General features: G+C 74.9%; 12 protein-coding genes. 4 read left to right on the top strand and 8 right to left on the bottom strand.

Annotated elements, in window-relative coordinates; all coding sequences use genetic code 11:
• Nucleotides 1-64: 64 nt before the first annotated feature.
• From ACFVHB_RS03375 to ACFVHB_RS03365, 3 genes are read right to left on the bottom strand one after another with little or no spacing between them, the layout of a single operon-like run.
• Nucleotides 65-673 carry a hypothetical protein gene (locus tag ACFVHB_RS03375; RefSeq protein WP_380314560.1) on the bottom strand — a complete coding sequence of 203 codons (609 nt, stop codon included), beginning with the start codon at nt 671-673 and terminating at the stop codon, nt 65-67.
• Complete coding sequence (locus ACFVHB_RS03370) at nt 670-1,071, bottom strand: hypothetical protein (RefSeq protein WP_380314559.1); 402 nt, start codon at nt 1,069-1,071, stop codon at nt 670-672. The genes ACFVHB_RS03375 and ACFVHB_RS03370 overlap by 4 nt, the downstream gene beginning before the upstream one ends.
• Complete coding sequence (locus ACFVHB_RS03365; RefSeq protein WP_380314558.1) at nt 1,068-6,095, bottom strand: caspase family protein; 5,028 nt, start codon at nt 6,093-6,095, stop codon at nt 1,068-1,070. The genes ACFVHB_RS03370 and ACFVHB_RS03365 overlap by 4 nt, the downstream gene beginning before the upstream one ends.
• 154 nt (nt 6,096-6,249) lie before the next feature.
• Here ACFVHB_RS03365 and ACFVHB_RS03360 point away from each other — a divergent pair, with 154 nt between their 5' ends.
• Nucleotides 6,250-7,284, top strand: coding sequence for an enoyl-CoA hydratase/isomerase family protein (locus ACFVHB_RS03360; RefSeq protein ID WP_380314557.1), 1,035 nt, complete (start codon nt 6,250-6,252; stop codon nt 7,282-7,284).
• A 97-nt stretch (nt 7,285-7,381) separates the two neighbouring features.
• Nucleotides 7,382-8,161 carry an enoyl-CoA hydratase gene (locus ACFVHB_RS03355; protein WP_380314556.1) on the top strand — a complete coding sequence of 260 codons (780 nt, stop codon included), beginning with the start codon at nt 7,382-7,384 and terminating at the stop codon, nt 8,159-8,161.
• Between the two features lie 266 nt (nt 8,162-8,427).
• Here ACFVHB_RS03355 and ACFVHB_RS03350 read toward each other — a convergent pair whose 3' ends face one another.
• Nucleotides 8,428-10,389, bottom strand: a complete 1,962-nt coding sequence (locus ACFVHB_RS03350) for an NAD-binding protein (protein ID WP_380314555.1) — start codon at nt 10,387-10,389, stop codon at nt 8,428-8,430.
• Between the two features lie 137 nt (nt 10,390-10,526).
• Between ACFVHB_RS03350 and ACFVHB_RS03345 the strand changes: the two genes are divergently transcribed.
• Nucleotides 10,527-11,177: an HdeD family acid-resistance protein gene (locus tag ACFVHB_RS03345; RefSeq protein WP_380314554.1), complete on the top strand. Its 651-nt coding sequence runs from the start codon at nt 10,527-10,529 to the stop codon at nt 11,175-11,177.
• A gap of 103 nt (nt 11,178-11,280) precedes the next feature.
• On the opposite strand, the gene ACFVHB_RS03340 is transcribed toward ACFVHB_RS03345, so the two are convergent.
• Nucleotides 11,281-12,039 carry a DUF6461 domain-containing protein gene (locus ACFVHB_RS03340; RefSeq protein WP_380314553.1) on the bottom strand — a complete coding sequence of 253 codons (759 nt, stop codon included), beginning with the start codon at nt 12,037-12,039 and terminating at the stop codon, nt 11,281-11,283.
• A 70-nt stretch (nt 12,040-12,109) separates the two neighbouring features.
• Nucleotides 12,110-13,558 (bottom strand): CoA transferase, encoded by a 1,449-nt coding sequence (locus ACFVHB_RS03335; protein WP_380314552.1) that lies wholly within the window; start codon nt 13,556-13,558, stop codon nt 12,110-12,112.
• A 196-nt stretch (nt 13,559-13,754) separates the two neighbouring features.
• On the opposite strand from ACFVHB_RS03335, the gene ACFVHB_RS03330 reads away from it, so the two are divergent.
• Complete coding sequence (locus tag ACFVHB_RS03330; RefSeq protein ID WP_380314551.1) at nt 13,755-14,498, top strand: MBL fold metallo-hydrolase; 744 nt, start codon at nt 13,755-13,757, stop codon at nt 14,496-14,498.
• A 115-nt stretch (nt 14,499-14,613) separates the two neighbouring features.
• Here ACFVHB_RS03330 and ACFVHB_RS03325 read toward each other — a convergent pair whose 3' ends face one another.
• Both ACFVHB_RS03325 and ACFVHB_RS03320 read right to left on the bottom strand, forming a co-directional pair.
• The gene (locus ACFVHB_RS03325; RefSeq protein ID WP_380314550.1) at nt 14,614-15,906 is read right to left on the bottom strand and encodes a cytochrome P450; all 1,293 of its coding nucleotides are present in this window, start codon (nt 15,904-15,906) and stop codon (nt 14,614-14,616) included.
• A 184-nt stretch (nt 15,907-16,090) separates the two neighbouring features.
• Nucleotides 16,091-17,368, bottom strand: coding sequence for an ATP-binding protein (locus tag ACFVHB_RS03320; protein WP_380314549.1), 1,278 nt, complete (start codon nt 17,366-17,368; stop codon nt 16,091-16,093).
• Nucleotides 17,369-17,419: the final 51 nt, after the last annotated feature.

Raw genomic sequence — 17,419 nt, 5'->3', positions numbered from 1 at the left:
GGCACCACGTGCTTGCCGGGGTGTCAGCGGTTTGCCGGCGGGTGCCGGCAGGCGTCAGCGGGTGTCAGCCGGCCGGGCAGGAGGCGGCGGGCTCCATGCTCACCAGCGAGCCCTGCGGGACCGCGGTCGTCGCCGCCCCGCCGTCCTCGCCGCGCACGACGATCCGCTGCGGGTCGGCGGAGAGCAGTTCGCCGCACACCTCGCCGGTCACCGTCCGCAGCCGCACCAGGTGCTTCGCCGCGGGCTCGGTGGTGCTCCACGCCAGCGCGAGCGTGCCCACGACCAGCAGCAGCCCGAGGCCGCAGCAGACGGCGGCCCTGGCCAGGGCACGGGTCACCCTGGCGACCTCGGCCTCGGTCCACCGGCGGAGCGCCTGCCCTCCGAGGACGATCTCCGGTCCGGGTACCCCGTGGGCCGCCCGGACCGCCAGCAGCGATCCGGTCAGCAGCAGCAGGAACGCAGCGACCAGCAGCCCCGTCGCCGTGCTGCGCGCCCAGGCCGGCAGGTCGTCCAGGTTGTCACGCCCCTTGAGCAGGCCGAGGACGGCCAGCAGGGCGGTCAGGCCGGCCAGCCCGTTGCGCCAGCCCTCGGCCTGCCGCCGCAGTTCCGGCAGCCGGGTGAACTCCAGGTCCCGGGCGAGCTCGGCCCACTTGCGGTCGGCGCGCGCGCTCACGGCTTGATCCGCCAGCTCGCGCCGCAGCCGACGAACACGGCGTCCGGCGGCAGCTGCGGGTGCGCGTGCCCGCACTCGCAGAAGTGCACCTCGCCGGTCAGCGGGTCCTCGTCGGCGGCCGCGGCGCCACGCCCGGTCAGCACGTCGAACAGGCCCTTGGTGCCGGTGCCCGGAAGGCCGACGGGGAACCGGGTGACGGTGCGTCCGTGGCAGCGCGGACAGGTGCCCTCCACCACGACCGCGCGGCCGTCCGGGGACGGCTGCTGCGTGAAGCCGTCGGCCGGGGTCTCGCCGAGGTCCTCCTCGGCGTAAACCAGCGCGTGCTCGTGCGCCGGCGCCGGGGATGGCGGGGGCGTCGGGGGCGTCGGGGGCGTCGGGGGCGTCGGGGCTGAGGTCACTGCTTCTCCTCCGTGTCGGTCACGTCCTCGGCATCCGCCACGGACGGCAGCTCCAGCCCGAACAGGTCCGCGTACAGGGCGAGTCGGGCGCGCACCCAGCCGGCCGACGCACCGACCCCAGCGGCGGCGAACGCCAGCCGCTCGGGCGTGACCTGCCGGCCGATCGCGGGCAGCCGGCCGTCCAGCCCCTCGGAGAGGACCGCCAGGTCCTGCCAGAGCGGCAGCACGTCCGGGACGCGGTCACCGTCGATCCGCGGCGGCACGGCCTCCAGGGGCAGGTACGGCGCGATGCGGTGCCAGGTCCGGGAGAGCGGCTCGCCGAGCCGCCCGGCGATGCTCACCAGGTCCAGCGGGACCAGCGGCCCACCGGGCTCGGACACCCGGTACTCCTCACCGACCGCCAGGAGATCGCGGGCGGTCGGCACCTCGTCGGGCAACCCGGCCAGGGCGTCCGGCGTGAGCTCGGGCACCGGTGCCCCGATCCCGCGCAGCGGCGCCAGCTCCTCGTAGGCGGCGCGGGCGCCGACGTGCCGGGCGTGGGCGTAGGCGGTCAACCGGGCCGCCGTCAGCGGCGCCCACTGCGGGCTTTCGATCCACTCGTCGTACTCCTCACCCGGGTCGACGAGCGCCGTGACCTGTGCCCTGGTCGGACGGAAGTCCTTCAGGGCCGTCGGCAGCGGCGGCGGGGCGAGTTCCGCCGGCAGGCCGAGTCGTCGGACCTCCTTGCGCGCCGCGCCCCAGAGGTACGACAGGCCGGACTGCAGCGCGCTGCTGCCGGTGAACAGCACCGCCGAGGACGGCGGCACCGGGTAGTCCGCACCGAAGAAGGAGGGATCGTTGCCGGAGAACGCGTAGCGGCTCGGCACCGGCAGGTCGTCCCAGGCCGTCAGGAGCTCCCGGGCATCGGGGAGGTTCACCCCCGCATCGCGCAGCTCGTCCGCGGCGAAAGCCGCCTCGTCCCACGACGTCTGACTCGGAAGGGCGAAGGCGAGGTCGCGGAGTGAGACTCCGCCCTCCAGCCGGACGCCGGCCCGGTGAAGCGCCAGGGCGAGCTCCGCGGTGCCGGGCTCGGGCAGGTAGTCGTGTCCGGGGCTGCCGTCGGTGTACCTCCGCCGGTGGGAGAGGCCGAGGTCGCCGGCGATGTGCGCCAGGACACTGTCCGCCTCGATCAGCGGGATCTCCCACTCGGCGGCGAGGGCGATGGTGGCCGCCCAGGGCAGCTCCTGGCGGCCGTCGTCCGCCCGCACCCGGTGGTCCTTCAGAATGCCGCGCAGGTCGGACGGCAGGGCCCGCCACCGCTCGACCACCTCCGGAACCGGGGTGTGCCAGCCCAGCCAGGCGAACCGGGCCAGCCGCCGCTGGGCCTCGACCGGGGTGACGCCGAGCGTGTCGCAGACCTCCGCGACGTCCCATTCGCCCGCCACCGGACGCCAGTTGCGGCCGTCCTCGTGGAGATACAGCAGCGCCAGCTCGCTCTCGGTGCAGACGTGCTCCCCGTGGTGCTCGGGTGCCTCTCCGAGGGGTTTGCGCAGGAAGGGGGCGTAGCGACCGCAGCGTTCCGCCAGTTCACCGAGCGGGCTTCCCCGGTCGGCGGACGCCCGGACGAGACCGCGGAGGTCCTGGGGGGCATGGCGGTAGTCATTGCGTCCCTGAGTGCGGAACTCCGGGACTCGCGGGGAAAGACCGGTCAGGATGGACCAGTCGAGGTAGTCGGGGACCCACTCGAAGTCGCCCGCACGGACGGCCGGCCCTGCCAGCGAGGGGTGGACGATCCGCAGGCCGCGGAGCGCGCGGAGGACTTCGGCGACGGTGCGGTCCTGATCGTGGGCCACCCGCACCACCGAGCGCCAGTCCTCGTCCACGCTTTCCGCGACGGCGGCGGCGGCGCAGCCCGGCTCCGGAACCGGGTAGCCCTCGATGGACACCGGCGCGGCATCACGCTTGCCCGGGTAACTCCCCGGATCCGTGCCCAGGACCCTGGCCCGCCAGGTCCGCACGTGGTGTGGGAGGTCATGGGAGCGGATGCCCTGGGTGGTGAACCAGCCGACCGCGTCGAGGGGGAAGGTCACGCCGTGCGCGCTCTTGACCCGGATGCCGCGGCCGCGCAGTTCCTCCCAGACCGCCCGCGCCGCGCGGAGGTTCGCGGCCTCCAGTTCGTGGAGCCAGTCGAGGTCCAGGGCCGGCCAGTCGGCCAGGGCGGCCGCTCCCAGCCGCCACTGCCGGGCCTCCCAGGCGAGGTCGTACGCCTCGATCTTCTGCCGGTTGACGCTCAGCCGGGCGGCGTTCGGGCCGGTGAGGTTGAGCACGTAGCCGAACGGGCGCTTGTCGGCGGCGATTCCGTCGCAGAGGACGGCGCCCTTGCCGCGGACCCACCACAAGGTCCCCGGTACCGCCTCGACCGCCGTCGCGGCCTCGATCCGGCCGCCGGACCGGAGGACCCGTGGTTCCCAGACGTGGGCGGCTCCGGCGGCGTCCGTCACCTCCAGTCGGAACTCGCTCACGTGGACCAGCGACCTCAGCAGACCCAGGCAGGTGTCGCCGCGCAGCAGTTCGGGGCGCTTGAGGTAGAGCCGCACGGCGGTGCCGCCGCCGGGGAGGGCCTCTCCGGCGGCGTCGTCCACCTCCTGGATGCGGAAGAGGCTGCCGCTGCCGGGGATCTCGACCCGGAGTGCTTTCGGCCCCGGGCGGCCGTCGGGTCCGACCGGGCGGGTGACCACCGTCATCTCGTCCGCGAGCATGAAGTAGCTGAAGACGCCGATGCCGAACCTGCTGTTGGGGTAGAGCCGCAGCGAGCGGTCGTGGCGCAGCCAGGCCGCCTGTTCGCGCCGGAACTCGCGGGACTGCTCGAAGCGGCTGCCGGCCCGGGTGAAGGTGCTCTTCAGCTGGTCGACCGTCATGCCGACGCCGTTGTCCCGGCACTCGACCCAGCGGCCGCGGGCGTCCTCCCCGGTCGTGAACCGGATGGTGCCGTCCCACCCGCCGGTGCTGAGCCCGCGACCTTGCAGGTACGTCTCGCGCATCTGCCGGTAGCGGCAGGCGTCCATCGCGTTCTGGTAGAGCTCGCGCAGCGCCAGCTCGGGCTTGCCCTCGTAGAGGTCCTCGCCCATCAGCAGCCTGCGGACCTCGGTCTGGGCCAGTGAGAACCTCAGCAGCGGCACGTCGTAGGCCCGTCGGCCGCCGTTCTCGCCCGGCCGCAGGCCGCGGTCGGTGATGCGCGGCGGCAGGCCCTCCAGCAGGGCGGCTTCCGGTCCCGGCCACTGCCGGGCGAGTTCGCGGAGCGCGCAGGAGGTCTCGTCCGCGTCCTCGACGAGCGTGCCCAGGGCGGCGTGGATCGCGGGGTGCGGGCAGATCGCGTCCAGGTGCAGGGTGCCGGCCGCGGGACCGCCGTCCTCGGACTGCCAGACGACGTCCGACCGGAAGAGCGCGGTCACCCGGCCGGGGTGGACCGGGTCGGAGACGGCGAGGTGTTCCAGGACGACGTCGGGGAGGGCGCGCGCGTCCAGTGCCAGCAGCGCGGCGACGCGGAGCAGGGCGGCGAGCGGGCGGACCCGGAGCCGGTGGGCCTCGCCGCGCACCGCGTAGCGGTCGGTGGACGGCCGGCCGCGGCCGTCCACCGGCACACCGAGCGCGGGGCCCGCGGCGACCGCGCGGAGGGCGGCGGCGAGTTCGTCGGCGCGGCCGGACGCCCCCGGGCTGCCGGCGCCCAGTAGGGCGGCGGCGAAGGAGTCGGCCGGGGCCGCGGGCACCGGGTGCTCGTCGATCTCGAACCGCTCGGCGATCCAGCGGTGGACCAGCCAGAGCAGCGCGGCTTCGTGACCGTCGGAGGGACCGTCCCACCACGCGTAGTGGCGCAGCTTGTCGGCGGCCTGGGGGAAGCGGTCGAGCAGCTGCTCGTAGTGCCGTCGGTGGTCCCCGCCGTCCGGCCGGTGGTGGGTGAGCCGCGGGTGGATCTCGCGCGCCTGGCTGAGCCGTTCCGCCCGGGCCGCCTCGTGCAGGAGGACGCCGGCGATCAGCGCGGTGACCTCCAGTGCGGAGAGCTCGGTCTCCTTCGGGAGCAGCCGGGGCAGGCGGTCGCGCAGCAGCCGCACCGGGAAGTCGTCGTCGGCCCAGGGGTCGGGCATCCGCCGTTGGGCGTGGTCCACCTGGCGGCCGACCGTCTCGACGAGCGTGACCAGGCACTCCTGGAAGGCCGGGACGCTCCCGGCTCCGGCCGGCGGGACGTGCGCCCACAGGGCGGGCTCCGCCACGGCCTCGCGCCAGGACTCCAGCAGCCGGCGGCCGCTGGTCACCACGGTGTCCCGGGTCCGCGCCTCCAGGTCCGTCCCGTAGTGGATCCGGACGCTCTGCCGGCGCCTGCTGCGGTGTTCGGTGAGGCGTGCCGCGGTCCGCAGCACCTCGTCGACCGTGGACGCCTCGGTCAGCGGGCCGAACGCCTCCGCGAGGGCTCCGGTGAAGTGGCTGCCGTGCTCCGTGTAGGTGCTGCGTCCGCCCGGCTCGCACCCGGTCGCCACCACGAAGCCGCCGCCGGGCGGCCCGTGGACGATCCGGGTGCCGAACTCCCAGGCGCCGTCGGCCTCGGGCGCGCGGCAGGCGTCGATCAGCCACAGGACGGTACCCGCCCGGCAGGCGGCCAGGTACCGGCTGATGTCGGCGTCGAGGAGCGACTCCGTGATGTACGGCTGGTCCCAGCCGGCGGGGTCGTCGAGCGGCGCCCGGCCGTCGGCGGGCACCAGGTAGTCGGAGTCGCCGATCCGGACGCCGTGCCCGGTGTAGTGGAGCAGCAGCGTGCTGCCGGGCGGTGCGGTGCGCGAGATGGCGGTGAGCCGGTCGGTGATCGCGTTGCGGGTGGGGTCGCGCAGCGTTTCGACGGTGTAGCCGGCGGCGAGCAGGGCCGCCTCCAGGCCGCCGAGGTCCGCCGTGACCGGCTCGCTCAGCGACGGGAGGCAGTGCGCGGCCGCGGGGGCGTCGCCGACCCCGATCAGCAGCGCCGTGCGCGCCGTCCCGTCCCCACGCCCGTCGTCCATCCCGCCCCCTCGCTCCCCACCCATGCGAAGCTCCCATGATGGCAGCACCTGACCGGCTCCCTTGCGGTGGCGGTGGTCGGCGCCGGAAGATCGTCCGGAAGCGGCACCGGGGATCCGGTGCCATCGCGGACACGGACGGACGGGAGCGGGCCCGATGAGCGCAGAGGTACGGGTAGGCACGGACGGCCGGGCGGGGCGGATCGTCCTGGACCGCCCGCGGGCGCTCAACTCGCTGACGCACGGGATGATCGACGCCGTGCGCGAGGCGCTGGAGGCGTGGGCGGCGGACGGGTCGGTGGAGCACGTGGTGCTGACCGGCGCCGGCGAGCGCGGGCTCTGCGCGGGGGCGGACATCCGCGCGATGCACGACGACGCCAAGGCGGGCGGAGCCGGCTTCCGGCGGTTCTTCCGCGACGAGTACCGGCTCAACGCGCTGATCGCGGACTACCCGAAGCCCTACGTCGCGCTGATGGACGGCATCACGATGGGCGGCGGGGTCGGCCTCTCCGCCCACGGCTCGGTGCGGATCGTCACGGAGCGGTCGGTGGTGGCGATGCCGGAGACCCGGATCGGGCTGGTGCCCGACGTCGGCGGCAGCCGTCTGCTGGCCCGCGCCCCGGGCGAGTTGGGGACCCACCTCGGGCTGGCCTCGGTGTCGATGAGCGCCGGCGACGCGCTGCTCTGCGGCTTCGCCGACCACTTCGTGCCCTCGGCGGCCGTGCCCGCCCTGCTCGCCGCGCTGGCCGACCGGCCGGTGGACGAGGCCCTCGCCGAGTACGTCGCGCCGGCGCCGGCCGCGCCGCTCGCGGAGCAGCGCGGCTGGATCGACGCCTGCTACGCCGCCGACACCGTGGAGGAGATCGTCGGTCGGCTGCTCGGCTCGGGCGTCCCGGAGGCGAAGCTGGCCGCCGAGGAGCTCGCCGACCGGTCGCCGACGATGTTGAAGGTCACCCTGGCCGCGCTGCGCCGGGCCCGGGCGCACCGCACGCTCGGGGAGAGCCTGGCGCAGGAGTACCGCGTCTCCTGTGCCGCGCTGGGCCACCACGACCTGGTCGAGGGCATCCGCGCGCAGGTGGTGGACAAGGACCGGAACCCGCGCTGGTCGCCGGCCACCCTGGCCGGGGTCGACGAGCGGGCGGTGGCCGGCTTCTTCGAGCCGCCGGCCGACGGCGACCTGCGGTTCGGGTGACGACCGTCTCGCCTGTCGAGACTGGCGCTCGGCCGGTCCGTCCGCGATCGTATCCCCCGTCAGTGTGCCGCCGAGCAGCGAATGGGAGTCAACGGCGATGACCGAGACCTACGAGACGATCCTGGTCGAGCGCAAGGGGCGGGTCGGGCTGATCACGCTCAACCGGCCGGAGGCGCTGAACGCGCTGAACACCCGGCTGATGAACGAGGTCGTCGCGGCCGCCACCGCCTTCGACCGGGACCCGGAGATCGGGTGTCTGGTGATCACCGGGTCGGAGAAGGCCTTCGCGGCCGGTGCGGACATCAAGGAGATGCAGGGCAACCGGTTCCCCGACGTCTACCTGGACGACTGGCTGGGCCCGTGGGACCGCCTGGGCGAGCTGCGCAAGCCGGTCGTGGCGGCGGTGGCGGGCTTCGCGCTGGGCGGCGGCTGCGAGCTGGCCATGCTCTGCGACATCCTGCTCGCGGCGGACACCGCGAAGTTCGGGCAGCCGGAGATCAAGCTCGGCGTCATCCCGGGCATCGGCGGCTCGCAGCGGCTGACCCGGGCGATCGGCAAGGCGAAGGCGATGGAGCTCTGCCTGACCGGCCGGATGATGGGTGCCGAGGAGGCCGAGCGGGCCGGCCTGGTCTCCCGGATCGTCCCTGCCGACCAGCTGCTCGCCGAGGCGCTGGCCACCGCCGAGAAGGTCGCGGAGATGTCGACCCCGGCGGCCATGATGCTGAAGGAGAGCGTCAACCGCGCCTTCGAGACCACCCTCGCCGAGGGCGTCCGCTTCGAACGCCGCCTGTTCCACGCGGCGTTCGCGACGGCGGACCAGAAGGAGGGCATGGCCGCCTTCGCCGAGAAGCGGCCGGCCTCCTTCACGCACCGCTGACGGGCGCGGGGCGGACGAGCAGCGGATGACGGGTGACAGCTGACAGATGATGAAATCTGTCAGCTGTTATCTGTTCGCTGAAAGTTGTCAGCTGTCAGTTGTCAGCCGTCGTCGGCCGTCCGGGTCGGCGTCTCGGTGCCGGAATGCCGGACGCCGGATGGCGGAGGGCGGAGGGCGGAGGGCGGACGCCAGACGCCGGATGGCGGATGACGGACGCCAGGCGCCGGATGGCGGAGGGCGGATGACGGATAGCGGGTGCTGCCGCCTCAATCGTCGGTCACCAGCGCCGTGTTGAGGCGGGCCAGGCCGCCGCGGGTGGCGGCCACCACGATGCGGTCGCCCGGGGCGAGACCGCGGGTGCGGTCGGCGTGGTTCCACTGGTAGGCGTGCGGGCTGCGGGCCAGCCGGACGGCGATCACCCGGACGCCGCCCGGGTCCTCCAGGTCGTGCCGGTTCATGCCGACCAGACCGGTGCCCTCCTCGGCCCGCAGTTCGGCGATCAGCAGCACGTGCCGGAAGACGGACAGGGTCCCCAGCACCTCGCGCCCCATCAGGGCCGCGGCGAAGGCGGGCGCGGCCAGGTAGGAGGTCGAGCGGGACGCCGCGTTGTCCAGGGTGGCGTAGACGTGCCGAGCGAAGTTGTCGTCGAAGAGCCGGACCACGACGCGTACGTCGGGCCGGCCCGCGCGCGCCTCCAGGGCCGCCTCCAGGTTGGTGGCGTCGTCCCCGCTGACCGCGACCACCGCCCGGCTGTGCTTCAGCCGGGCCCGGCGCAGCTGTTCCGCCAGCGGACCGTCGTCGACCACCACCGGTACGCCGAGCGCGCGGACGGCGGAGATGCCGCGGGCCTGCGGGTCGCGCTCCAGGCCGACCACCGGCACGCCCAGGCCGTGCAGTTGGGCGACGACCCGGGTGCCGACGTTGCCCAGCCCGGCGACGATGACGTGGTCCCGGGTGCCGGCGCCGGGGTTGCGCGGCTGGCCGCGCCGGCCGGAGGCGAGCACCTCGACCATGATGGCGGTGGCGACCGGCGCGAAGGTGATGCCGCAGAAGGTGATCACCACTTGGGCGACGCGCTGCCAGGTGCCGCCGGTGCCGGTGCCGGCGGCCGCGTCGGCGGGCTGGTCGGGCTGGGCCGCGCCGGCCAGGTCGAGCAGCGAGACGTAGAGCGACCAGCCGAAGTCCCGGTTGAGGTACCAGAGCAGGCCGAAGGCCATCAGCACCGCGGCGAGCGCGGTGATCAGCACCAGCCGGAGCCGCGCGCTGGTGAAGAAGCGCAGCGTGTCGAGCAGTCGCCAGCGCAGTCGGCGCACCCAGGAGATCCTGACCGGCGGTTCGCTGGGCAGGGCCTGCAGGGCGGCCACCCCGCCGGGCCCCTCCGGCTCGTCCGGCTGTTCCGAGTCCGGTCGCGACTCCGGCGTCCGCCCGGGGTCCGGCTCGGATTCGGCAACGGACGCGGCGCCGGCCCCGGGCGCGGCCTCGGCCTCAGCCCGGGCCCCGCCCCCTGCCTCTGCCCCTGCCCCGGCGCCGGGCGCTCCCTCCGGCGCCCGCCCGGCGGCGGTGCCGCGCCGGACCGGGCCGTCGTCGCCGAACTCGGCGGCGAGCCGGACGAAGGAGGCCGAGTCACCCTCCTGCTCGGGCAGCAGGCGGATCCGGCTGAGGTCCTGCCGGTAGATCTGGTCGGCGACGATGCAGATCCGGCCGGAGTCGATGTCGTCGTCGTGGGCGATGTGTAAGAAGCGGTCGCCGACCTGGACGGAGTTGGGGCGGGAGAGCGCGGCGGCGGCGAAGGCGGGTGCGGCGGTGGCGGAGCCGGAGAGCGCGGCGGCGTTCTTCAGCAGGCGTTCGATGTTCTCGCCGAGCCGCTGGTTGAACATCCGCAGCACGATGCGGATGTCGGTGTTGTGCTCCTGGGCGCTGAGCGCGGTGTGGATGTTCTCCTGGTCGCTGCCGTCGACCAGGGCGATCCCGCGCGCCGTCTCGACCCGGACCGCCCGCAGCGCCTCCTCCGTGATGCTGCTGCACTCGACCACGGCGGCGACCCCGGGCAGCTGCTCGATCTGCGGCGCGTGGTCGCGCGTGCGGTCCGGGACGAGCACCACCACCGGGACTTCGTAGTGTTCGACGAGCTCGAGGACCAGGCGGTGGGCGAGCGCGTTGCCGCCGCAGACGATGTAGTGCTGGCTGATCGGCTCGACCGGACGGGTCCCCCACCCTGCAGAAGTCATATCGCCGGATGATATCGACGGCACATGGTCCGCAGGTGTCCGTCCGGTGACCGAGGGGAGAGCAGTTCCTCCCCGGGCCGTCTCCCCTGAACGGGTGCTTCCGGCGGGCGGGCCCGGCCCACCGGAACGATCATGAGATGCACGCCCGCCCGCCACCGGCCGCCGTCGGCCGTCAGGAGTACGCCACCATGGTCTCCCCGATCATCGACCCCACCGGTTCCCCCATCCAGGGCCCGCTCGGAAGGCTCGCCAAGGCCGCCTGGCAGGTGCTCCTGGTCGCCGGGCTCGCCTCGCTCGCGCTCGGCATCATCGTCTTCGCCTGGCCCGAGCAGACGCTGCTGGTGGTGGGCGTGCTGTTCGGCCTCTACCTCCTGATCATCGGGATCGTGCAGCTGGTCGCCGCCTTCGGCACCCACGCCACCACCGCGCTGCGGGTGCTGGCCTTCATCAGCGGCACGATCTGCGTCCTGCTCGGCCTGCTCTGTTTCCGCAGCGCGGCGCAGTCGGTGCTGCTGCTGGCGATCTGGATCGGCATCGGCTGGCTGTTCCGCGGCATCACCCAGATCGCCGCGGCGATCTCGGACGACGCCATGCCCGCGCGCGGCTGGCAGGCCTTCGCCGGCGTGGCCAACACGCTGGCGGGCGTGCTGCTGATGGTGTGGCCGGTCGGGTCGATCACCGCGCTGACCATCCTGGCCGGGTGCTGGCTGGTGATCCTCGGCCTGATCGAGATCGTGACGGCCTTCCAGGTCCGCCACCGGGCCAAGCGGATCCCGGCCGGGGTCTGAGCCGGGAACCGCAGAGCCCGGAGCCCGGAGCCCGAAAGCCCGGAACCACGACGCTAGGACCCCGAAGCCCCGGGGCCGGGAACCCGCGGCTGGAAGCCCCCGCCTACGGCACGGGGGCGTAGCCGAGCCGGAAGCCCGCCGCGTCCAGCCGTTCCGGGGTGAGGCGGACGTCCGTCAGCCGCTCGGCGAGCGCGAACGCCGCCTCGGTGTGCAGCCGGGGCCGGGCCTCAACGGCATCCGAGCCCGCGTCCGAGCCCGCAACCGAGCCCGCGTCCGAGCCCGCAACCGAATCCGCGTCCGCGCCCGCATCCACGCCCGGGTCCGCATCCACGCCGGAGTCCGCACCCGCGTGCTCCTCGTCGGTGAGGTCGAAGCCGCAGTGCGCGAGCAGTTCCGCCATCCCCGGGGCCTCGGCGTCCTCGCCGTGGCGCTGCGTGGGGAAGAGCGGCTCGAAGTACAGCCGGTTCACCGCTCGCTCCTGCCAGTGGAAGCTGTCCACGGCGTTGCAGTTGCGGAAGTGCGAGACCAGCCGGGTGCCCTCGGCGAGCCTCGGGAGCGCGTCCCACAGCGACCCCAGGTAGCCGTTGACCTCGACCGCGACGGCCCAGCCGTCGAACTCGGTGACGGCGACGAGCATCAGGTCCTCGTCGCCGTCCGGGGCGTGCTCGTCCTCGCCGTCGTCGAACGTCTCCCAGGCCTCGACCACCGCCGCCAGGCCGGTGACCGAGCGGCCCGGGACGGCGTCGAACCGGCGCAGCAGCTCGTCGGCGGAGATCCCCTGGACCTGCGTCAGGCAGTAGGCCTCGGCGAGGTCGGGGTAACGCTCTTCGAACCAGGTGAAGTCGGTGGCGTGTGCAGGCATGTCAGGGATGCTGCCAGATCCCTCCGACAGCGGCCGCACCCGGGGCACCGCCGGTTCCCGCTCGGCCCGGTCACAGCCAGACCGGCTCGTCGGTGCCCCAGCGGCCGGGTGGGCGGGACCAGTCGGCGGGAGCGCCCGCGTAGGTGACGGGCGGGAGGGCGTGGCGCAGCCGGCCGTACGGGGAGTCCGTCTCGGCGAGGCTGTGCTCGGGCGCATACGGCTCGTCGTTCAGCGGGGGGACGGGGGTGATGCGGTGCTGGAGCCAGGAGGCGGTGCCGGCCAGGGAGAAGCGCAGGTGGCGGCCGCCGGGGCGGTCGGTGCGCTGGTCGGTGAGGGCGCGCAGGACGCCGGCGGCGATCAGGTAGCCGGTGCCGTGGTCGAGGGCCTGGGCGGGCAGGACGCCGGGGCGGCCGTCGGGAGCGGCCTCGGTGGCGGCGATGCCGACACCCGCCTGGACCAGGCTGTCGAAGCCGCGGCGCGCGGTCCACGGGCCGGTCCAGCCCCAGGCGTTGAGCTGGGCGACGATCAGGCCGGGGCGGCGTTCGAGCAGGGCGTCGGGGGCGAGGCCGTGGGTGTCCAGGGCGCCGGGGCGGTAGCCGGAGACGACGACGTCGGCGGTGGCGAGCAGGTCCTCGAAGGCGGCGCGGTCGGCCGGTTCGGCGAGGTCGAGGCGGGTGGAGCGCTTGCCGAAGCCGGTGTCGGCGTGGGCGTCCTCGGCCTCGGGTAGCCGGGGCGAGTCGACGCGCAGGACGTCGGCGCCGAGCAGGGCGAGGGTGCGGGTGGCGACGGGGCCGGCGATCACCCGGGTGAGGTCGAGGACGCGGATGCCGGCGGCGGGGAGGGTGGCGGCGGGCAGCGGCCGGGCGGCGGTCTCGCCGATCACGCGGATCTCGGCCAGCGGGTGTGCGGTGTCGCGCGCCGGCGCGACGGCGACGGCGAGCGCCCCCGCCTCGTAGGCGCGTTCCTGGATCCACGCGGCCGGGTGGTCGCGCAGGGTCTTGGCGAGTTGTTCGGGCCCGGTGTCGGCGGGCAGTTCGAGGGCGCTGAGCAGGCGGGTGCGGTGGTGCGGGTAGTTGGCGTGGGTGCGGACCCAGCCGTCGGCGGCCTGCCAGAAGCCGGACAGCGGCGCGAAGCTGACGGGGGTGCGGCCGTCGATCCGGAGGTGGCGTTCGCTGACGAAGGCCGTGGCGACGGCCGCCTGGTCGATCCGGACGGCGGGCACCTCCGCCACCGTTGCCCCTTCACCGCCCCGGCCGCGCACAGCGGACAGCTCGGCGGCGGCGAGCGAGCACGCGGCGACGGTGGCCCGGGCCAGCTGCCGCACCGGGAGCCGCGCGGGCAGGACCGTGTCGGGGCCGTGGAAGGAAACCCGTTCCAGCAGCTCGGCCCGCCCGTCGAGGGCGGCCCAGGCGTGCGCGGTGGGCTGGTCGTACGCGCCGTGCGGGCCCTGGGCGGACCGGTCGGAGGCGGGCCGGCCGCCGGAGGGCTGGTCGGAGGCGGACGTCGGACGCTCTGTCATGAGCGCATTCTGCTCCCGTCCGCCGGCACGCGCCGTGACCCCCGCCACCACCACCGGCCGCCCGGGCGGTGCCGCCGGGCGCGCTCCTGACGACGAGGCGGGCGAAAGCCGTCCGGGGCGACCGGACCGGCGGATAGGGTGCGAACGGCGGGGGCCGCGGGGAGCCTCCGGACCGTACGGGGAGCCAGGAGCCGGCATGCACGCGATCCATCGTCTCGACCTCGGCTACTTCGTCCGCCCGGCCGCCGAGGTGGGCGGGCCCGAACCGCGGGTGGAGCCGGTGCTCGCGTACCTGGTGCGGCGGCCGGAGGGGCTGCTGCTGTTCGACACCGGAATCGGCGGTGGCGATCCGGAGACGGAGGCGCACTACCGCCCGGTCCGTCGTCCGCTGCCGGCGGCGCTCGCGGCGGTCGGCGTCGCGCTGGCCGACATCGACCTCGTGGTCAACTGCCACCTCCACTTCGACCACTGCGGCGGCAATCCGCTGCTGGCGGGCACACCGGTGCTGGTGCAGGCGACGGAGCTGGCGACGGCCCGGCGCGGTGACTACACCATCGACGCGCTGGTGGACTTCCCCGGCGCGGTCCACCGGGAGCTGGACGGCGAGGCGGAGGTCTGGCCGGGCGTGCGGGTGGTGCCGACCCCGGGGCACACGGACGGCCACCAGTCGCTGGTGGTGGAACAGCCGGACGGCGGCGTGGTGGTGCTGGCCGGTCAGGCGTACGACTTCGCGTCCGAGTTCGGCTCGGCGGTGCTGGCCCGGCGGGCGGCCGCCGAGGGCGTCGCACCGCCGCTGCCCGGCTACCGGCCCTGGCTCGACCGGCTGGGCCAGCTGGGCCGGCTGGGCCGGGGCCGGGGCGACGCGCTGACCGGAGGCGGGCCGCTCCGGGTGCTGTTCGCGCACGACAACGCCGTCTGGGAGCCGGCCGAGCAGGCCTGACCCACCCCACCGGCTCAAGGGCCCACCTGCCCACCGGCCCACCTGCCCACCTGCCCCGCCGGACGTCGCGCCCCGCGCCCCGGACCCCCGCGCCCCGCGCCCCGCGCCCCGCGCCTCAGAACGTGAACCGCAGCGAGCGGACCCGGTGGTCGAAGTTGGACGGGACCACGTCCGGTTCACCGACCGAGCGGGCCTCGGGCAACCGGGTGAACAGCTCGCGGAAGAGCACCTTCATCTCCTGCCGGGCGAGGTGCGCGCCGAGGCAGTAGTGCGGACCGCCGCCGCCGAAGCCGAGGTGGGGGTTGGGGCTGCGGGTGATGTCGAACGCGTCCGGATCGGTGAAGACGGCCTCGTCGCGGTTGGCGGAGGCGAAGTAGAGCACCACCTTCTCGCCCGCGCGCAGCAGGGTGCCGTCGGGGCCGCCGAGCCGGTGGTCGACGGCCAGGGTGCGGCGGAACTGGATGATCGGGGTGGAGTGGCGGACGATCTCGTCCACCGCGCCGCCGAGCCGGCCGTCCAGGTCGCCGAGCAGCAGGGCGCGCTGCTCGGGGTGGACGGTGAGCAGGTGCAGGCCGTGGGCGAGCGCGTTGCGGGTGGTCTCGACGCCGGCGACCAGGAGCAGGGAGAAGAAGGCGCCCAGTTCCCGGCCGGTCAGCCGGCGGCCGTCGACGTCGGCGGTGACCAGGGCGGAGATCAGGTCCTCGGTGGGACGGCGGCGCCGTTCGCGGCCGAGCTCGGCGACCATGCCCTGCATCCGGGCCAGTGCCAGCAGCCCGCGCCCGGGCACCCGGAGCCGGCGGCGCAGCGGGCGGGCGACGCCGGTGTGCTCGGAGGCGTGGTTGACCTGGTCGAGGATGGCGCGGCGGGGTTCCTCGGGGATGCCCATCATGTTGCAGATCACCTGGAAGGGGAGTTCCGCGGCGACGGAGGTGACGAAGTCCTCGGGCCGTTCGCGTTCCACCCGGTCGACCAGGCGGGCGGCGACCTCGCGGACGTCGTCCTCGACCCGGGCGATCAGCCGCGGGGTGAAGGCGCGGGAGACGATGCGGCGCAGCTGGGCGTGGCGGGGGTCGTCCAGGTTGACCATCGAGTCGCCGAAGAGCAGCCGGACCCAGCGGGCGGGTTCGGGGGTGGTGACGCCGGGGCCGCTGAGGAAGACGGCGGGGGTGCGGCCGGCTTCGACGACGTCGGCGTGCCGGACCAGGGCGTGGAAGCCCCGGCCCGGGCCCTTCGGCGGGCGTTCGCCGAAGAAGACCGGGCCGGGCAGGCCGCGCAGGGTGGCGAAGGCGGCGGCGCGTTCGGCGGCGGGCAGGCGCCAGAAGGCGGGGTCGGCCGGGCCGACCGGGAGGGGCGGGGTGTCGACGGCCGCCGGGTCGGTCGCCGTGCCCGTGGCCCCGATGGTCCCCATGTCAGGTCTCCTGTCCGCCCGGTGCTCCCCACGGTGCACGCGTGTGCACATTTAGTGAGCAGGCGGCGGGTGGTGTCAAACCGCACCGACCGTAGGACAAGCGGACCATTCAAGGGGTTGCCGGCCGGCGTCGGACGCCGCCCCGCGCTCAGACCCGCGCTCAGACCCGCGCTCAGACCCGCGCTCAGACCCGCGCGTGCGAGGTGATGTCGGCGCCGAACTCCTCCACCATCGCCGGCGTGACGGTCGGCCGGGCCGCGCGGATGGCCGTCAGGTAGTCGGCGGTGCTCGCGCCCTCGGTGCCGTCCGGCGCGGTGAGGTCCCGTTCGAAGGCCGCCTGGGCGGCCACCCGGGCGGCGTGCTCGATGTCCGCGGGGGTGAACAGCTCGCTCGCGCCGACCAGCGCGTCGAGCTCCACGTCGGCGCGCCCGGCCGCGTACCGGGACCAGATGGCGGCGCGGGCGGCGGCGTCGGGGGTGCCGATCGGGATCAGGTAGTCGAAGCGGCCGGGGCGCAGGAAGGCCGGGTCGAGCGAACGGATCGAGTTGGTGGCGCAGACCAGCAGCCGCTCCTCGCCCTCGCGGAATCCGGGGATCAGCTTGAGCAGCTCGTTGGTGACGCCGTGCATGCCGCCCTGCACCCCCTGGGCTCCCTCGGCGCGGACCGGGGCGATCTCCTCCACCTCGTCGATGAAGACCAGCGCCCGCTCCAGCCGCGCGATCCGGCCGAAGGCGTCGCGCAGCGCGGCCGCCAGGTTGCCCTCGTCGGCGAGCCGGGACGGCAGCAGTTCGACGAACGGCCAGCCGAGCCGGGAGGCGATCGCCCGGGCGAAGGTCGTCTTGCCGGTGCCGGGCGGGCCGAACAGGGCGATCGCGCGCGGCGGGCGCACGCCGTGCCGGGCCGCGCGCTCGGGTTCGGCGAGCGGGAGGACCACCCGGCGCTCGATCAGGTTCTTCTCGGTCTCCATGCCGGCCACCTTGGCCCACAGGTCGCCGGGGAGCAGCCGGCCGCCCAGCTCGTCCAGCAGGCCGCTGGCGGCGCCGGCCGGCGGCTCGTCCTTCTCGAAGTAGGCGGCCGCCGGGCGCCGGGTGTAGCCGGCGTTGCGCAGGCCCTCGCCGAGCAGTTCCTCCTCCGGCAGGACGTAGGCGATCCGGCGCACCCGGCAGGCCACCAGCCGGCGCTCCAGTTCGCGCAGCAGCGCGCTGGGCAGGCCCCGGCCGCGCCAGGCCGGGGCGATCGCGATCCGCATCACCCAGGCGCGCTCCCCCGCCACGGTGGCGAGGGCGGCGCCGATCGGCTCGCCCTGGTGGACGGCGACCACGGCGGGCTGGCGGGAGGTCAGCGCGCCGATGCACTCGGCGAGCGAGAACACCGACTCCTGGCCGAGACCGGCCGTGGTGTCGATCAAGTGGACCACCGCCGCGAGATCGTCCTCGCGATAGTCGTGAATCAGCCAGTGCACCGGCCCGCCGCCTCTCCGTCCCCACCGGCTCCGGGCCGGCCGTCCGACCGG

This window comes from Kitasatospora sp. NPDC127111 (genome assembly GCF_042677465.1).
Taxonomy (GTDB): Bacteria; Actinomycetota; Actinomycetes; order Streptomycetales; family Streptomycetaceae; genus Kitasatospora.
Note: the sequence above shows the minus strand (reverse complement) of the source record. Positions and strands in the feature narration are given on the sequence as shown.

Bases quoted from the DNA above. Each gene is read 5' to 3' on its own strand.
- ACFVHB_RS03325 (WP_380314550.1), bottom strand. From the start codon at position 15,906: ATGGGGACCATCGGGGCCACGGGCACGGCGACCGACCCGGCGGCCGTC.
- ACFVHB_RS03340 (WP_380314553.1), bottom strand. From the start codon at position 12,039: ATGCCTGCACACGCCACCGACTTCACCTGGTTCGAAGAGCGTTACCCC.
- ACFVHB_RS03350 (WP_380314555.1), bottom strand. From the start codon at position 10,389: ATGACTTCTGCAGGGTGGGGGACCCGTCCGGTCGAGCCGATCAGCCAG.
- ACFVHB_RS03345 (WP_380314554.1), top strand. From the start codon at position 10,527: ATGCACGCCCGCCCGCCACCGGCCGCCGTCGGCCGTCAGGAGTACGCC.
- ACFVHB_RS03355 (WP_380314556.1), top strand. From the start codon at position 7,382: ATGACCGAGACCTACGAGACGATCCTGGTCGAGCGCAAGGGGCGGGTC.
- ACFVHB_RS03335 (WP_380314552.1), bottom strand. From the start codon at position 13,558: ATGACAGAGCGTCCGACGTCCGCCTCCGACCAGCCCTCCGGCGGCCGG.
- ACFVHB_RS03365 (WP_380314558.1), bottom strand. From the start codon at position 6,095: ATGGACGACGGGCGTGGGGACGGGACGGCGCGCACGGCGCTGCTGATC.
- ACFVHB_RS03330 (WP_380314551.1), top strand. From the start codon at position 13,755: ATGCACGCGATCCATCGTCTCGACCTCGGCTACTTCGTCCGCCCGGCC.
- ACFVHB_RS03360 (WP_380314557.1), top strand. From the start codon at position 6,250: ATGAGCGCAGAGGTACGGGTAGGCACGGACGGCCGGGCGGGGCGGATC.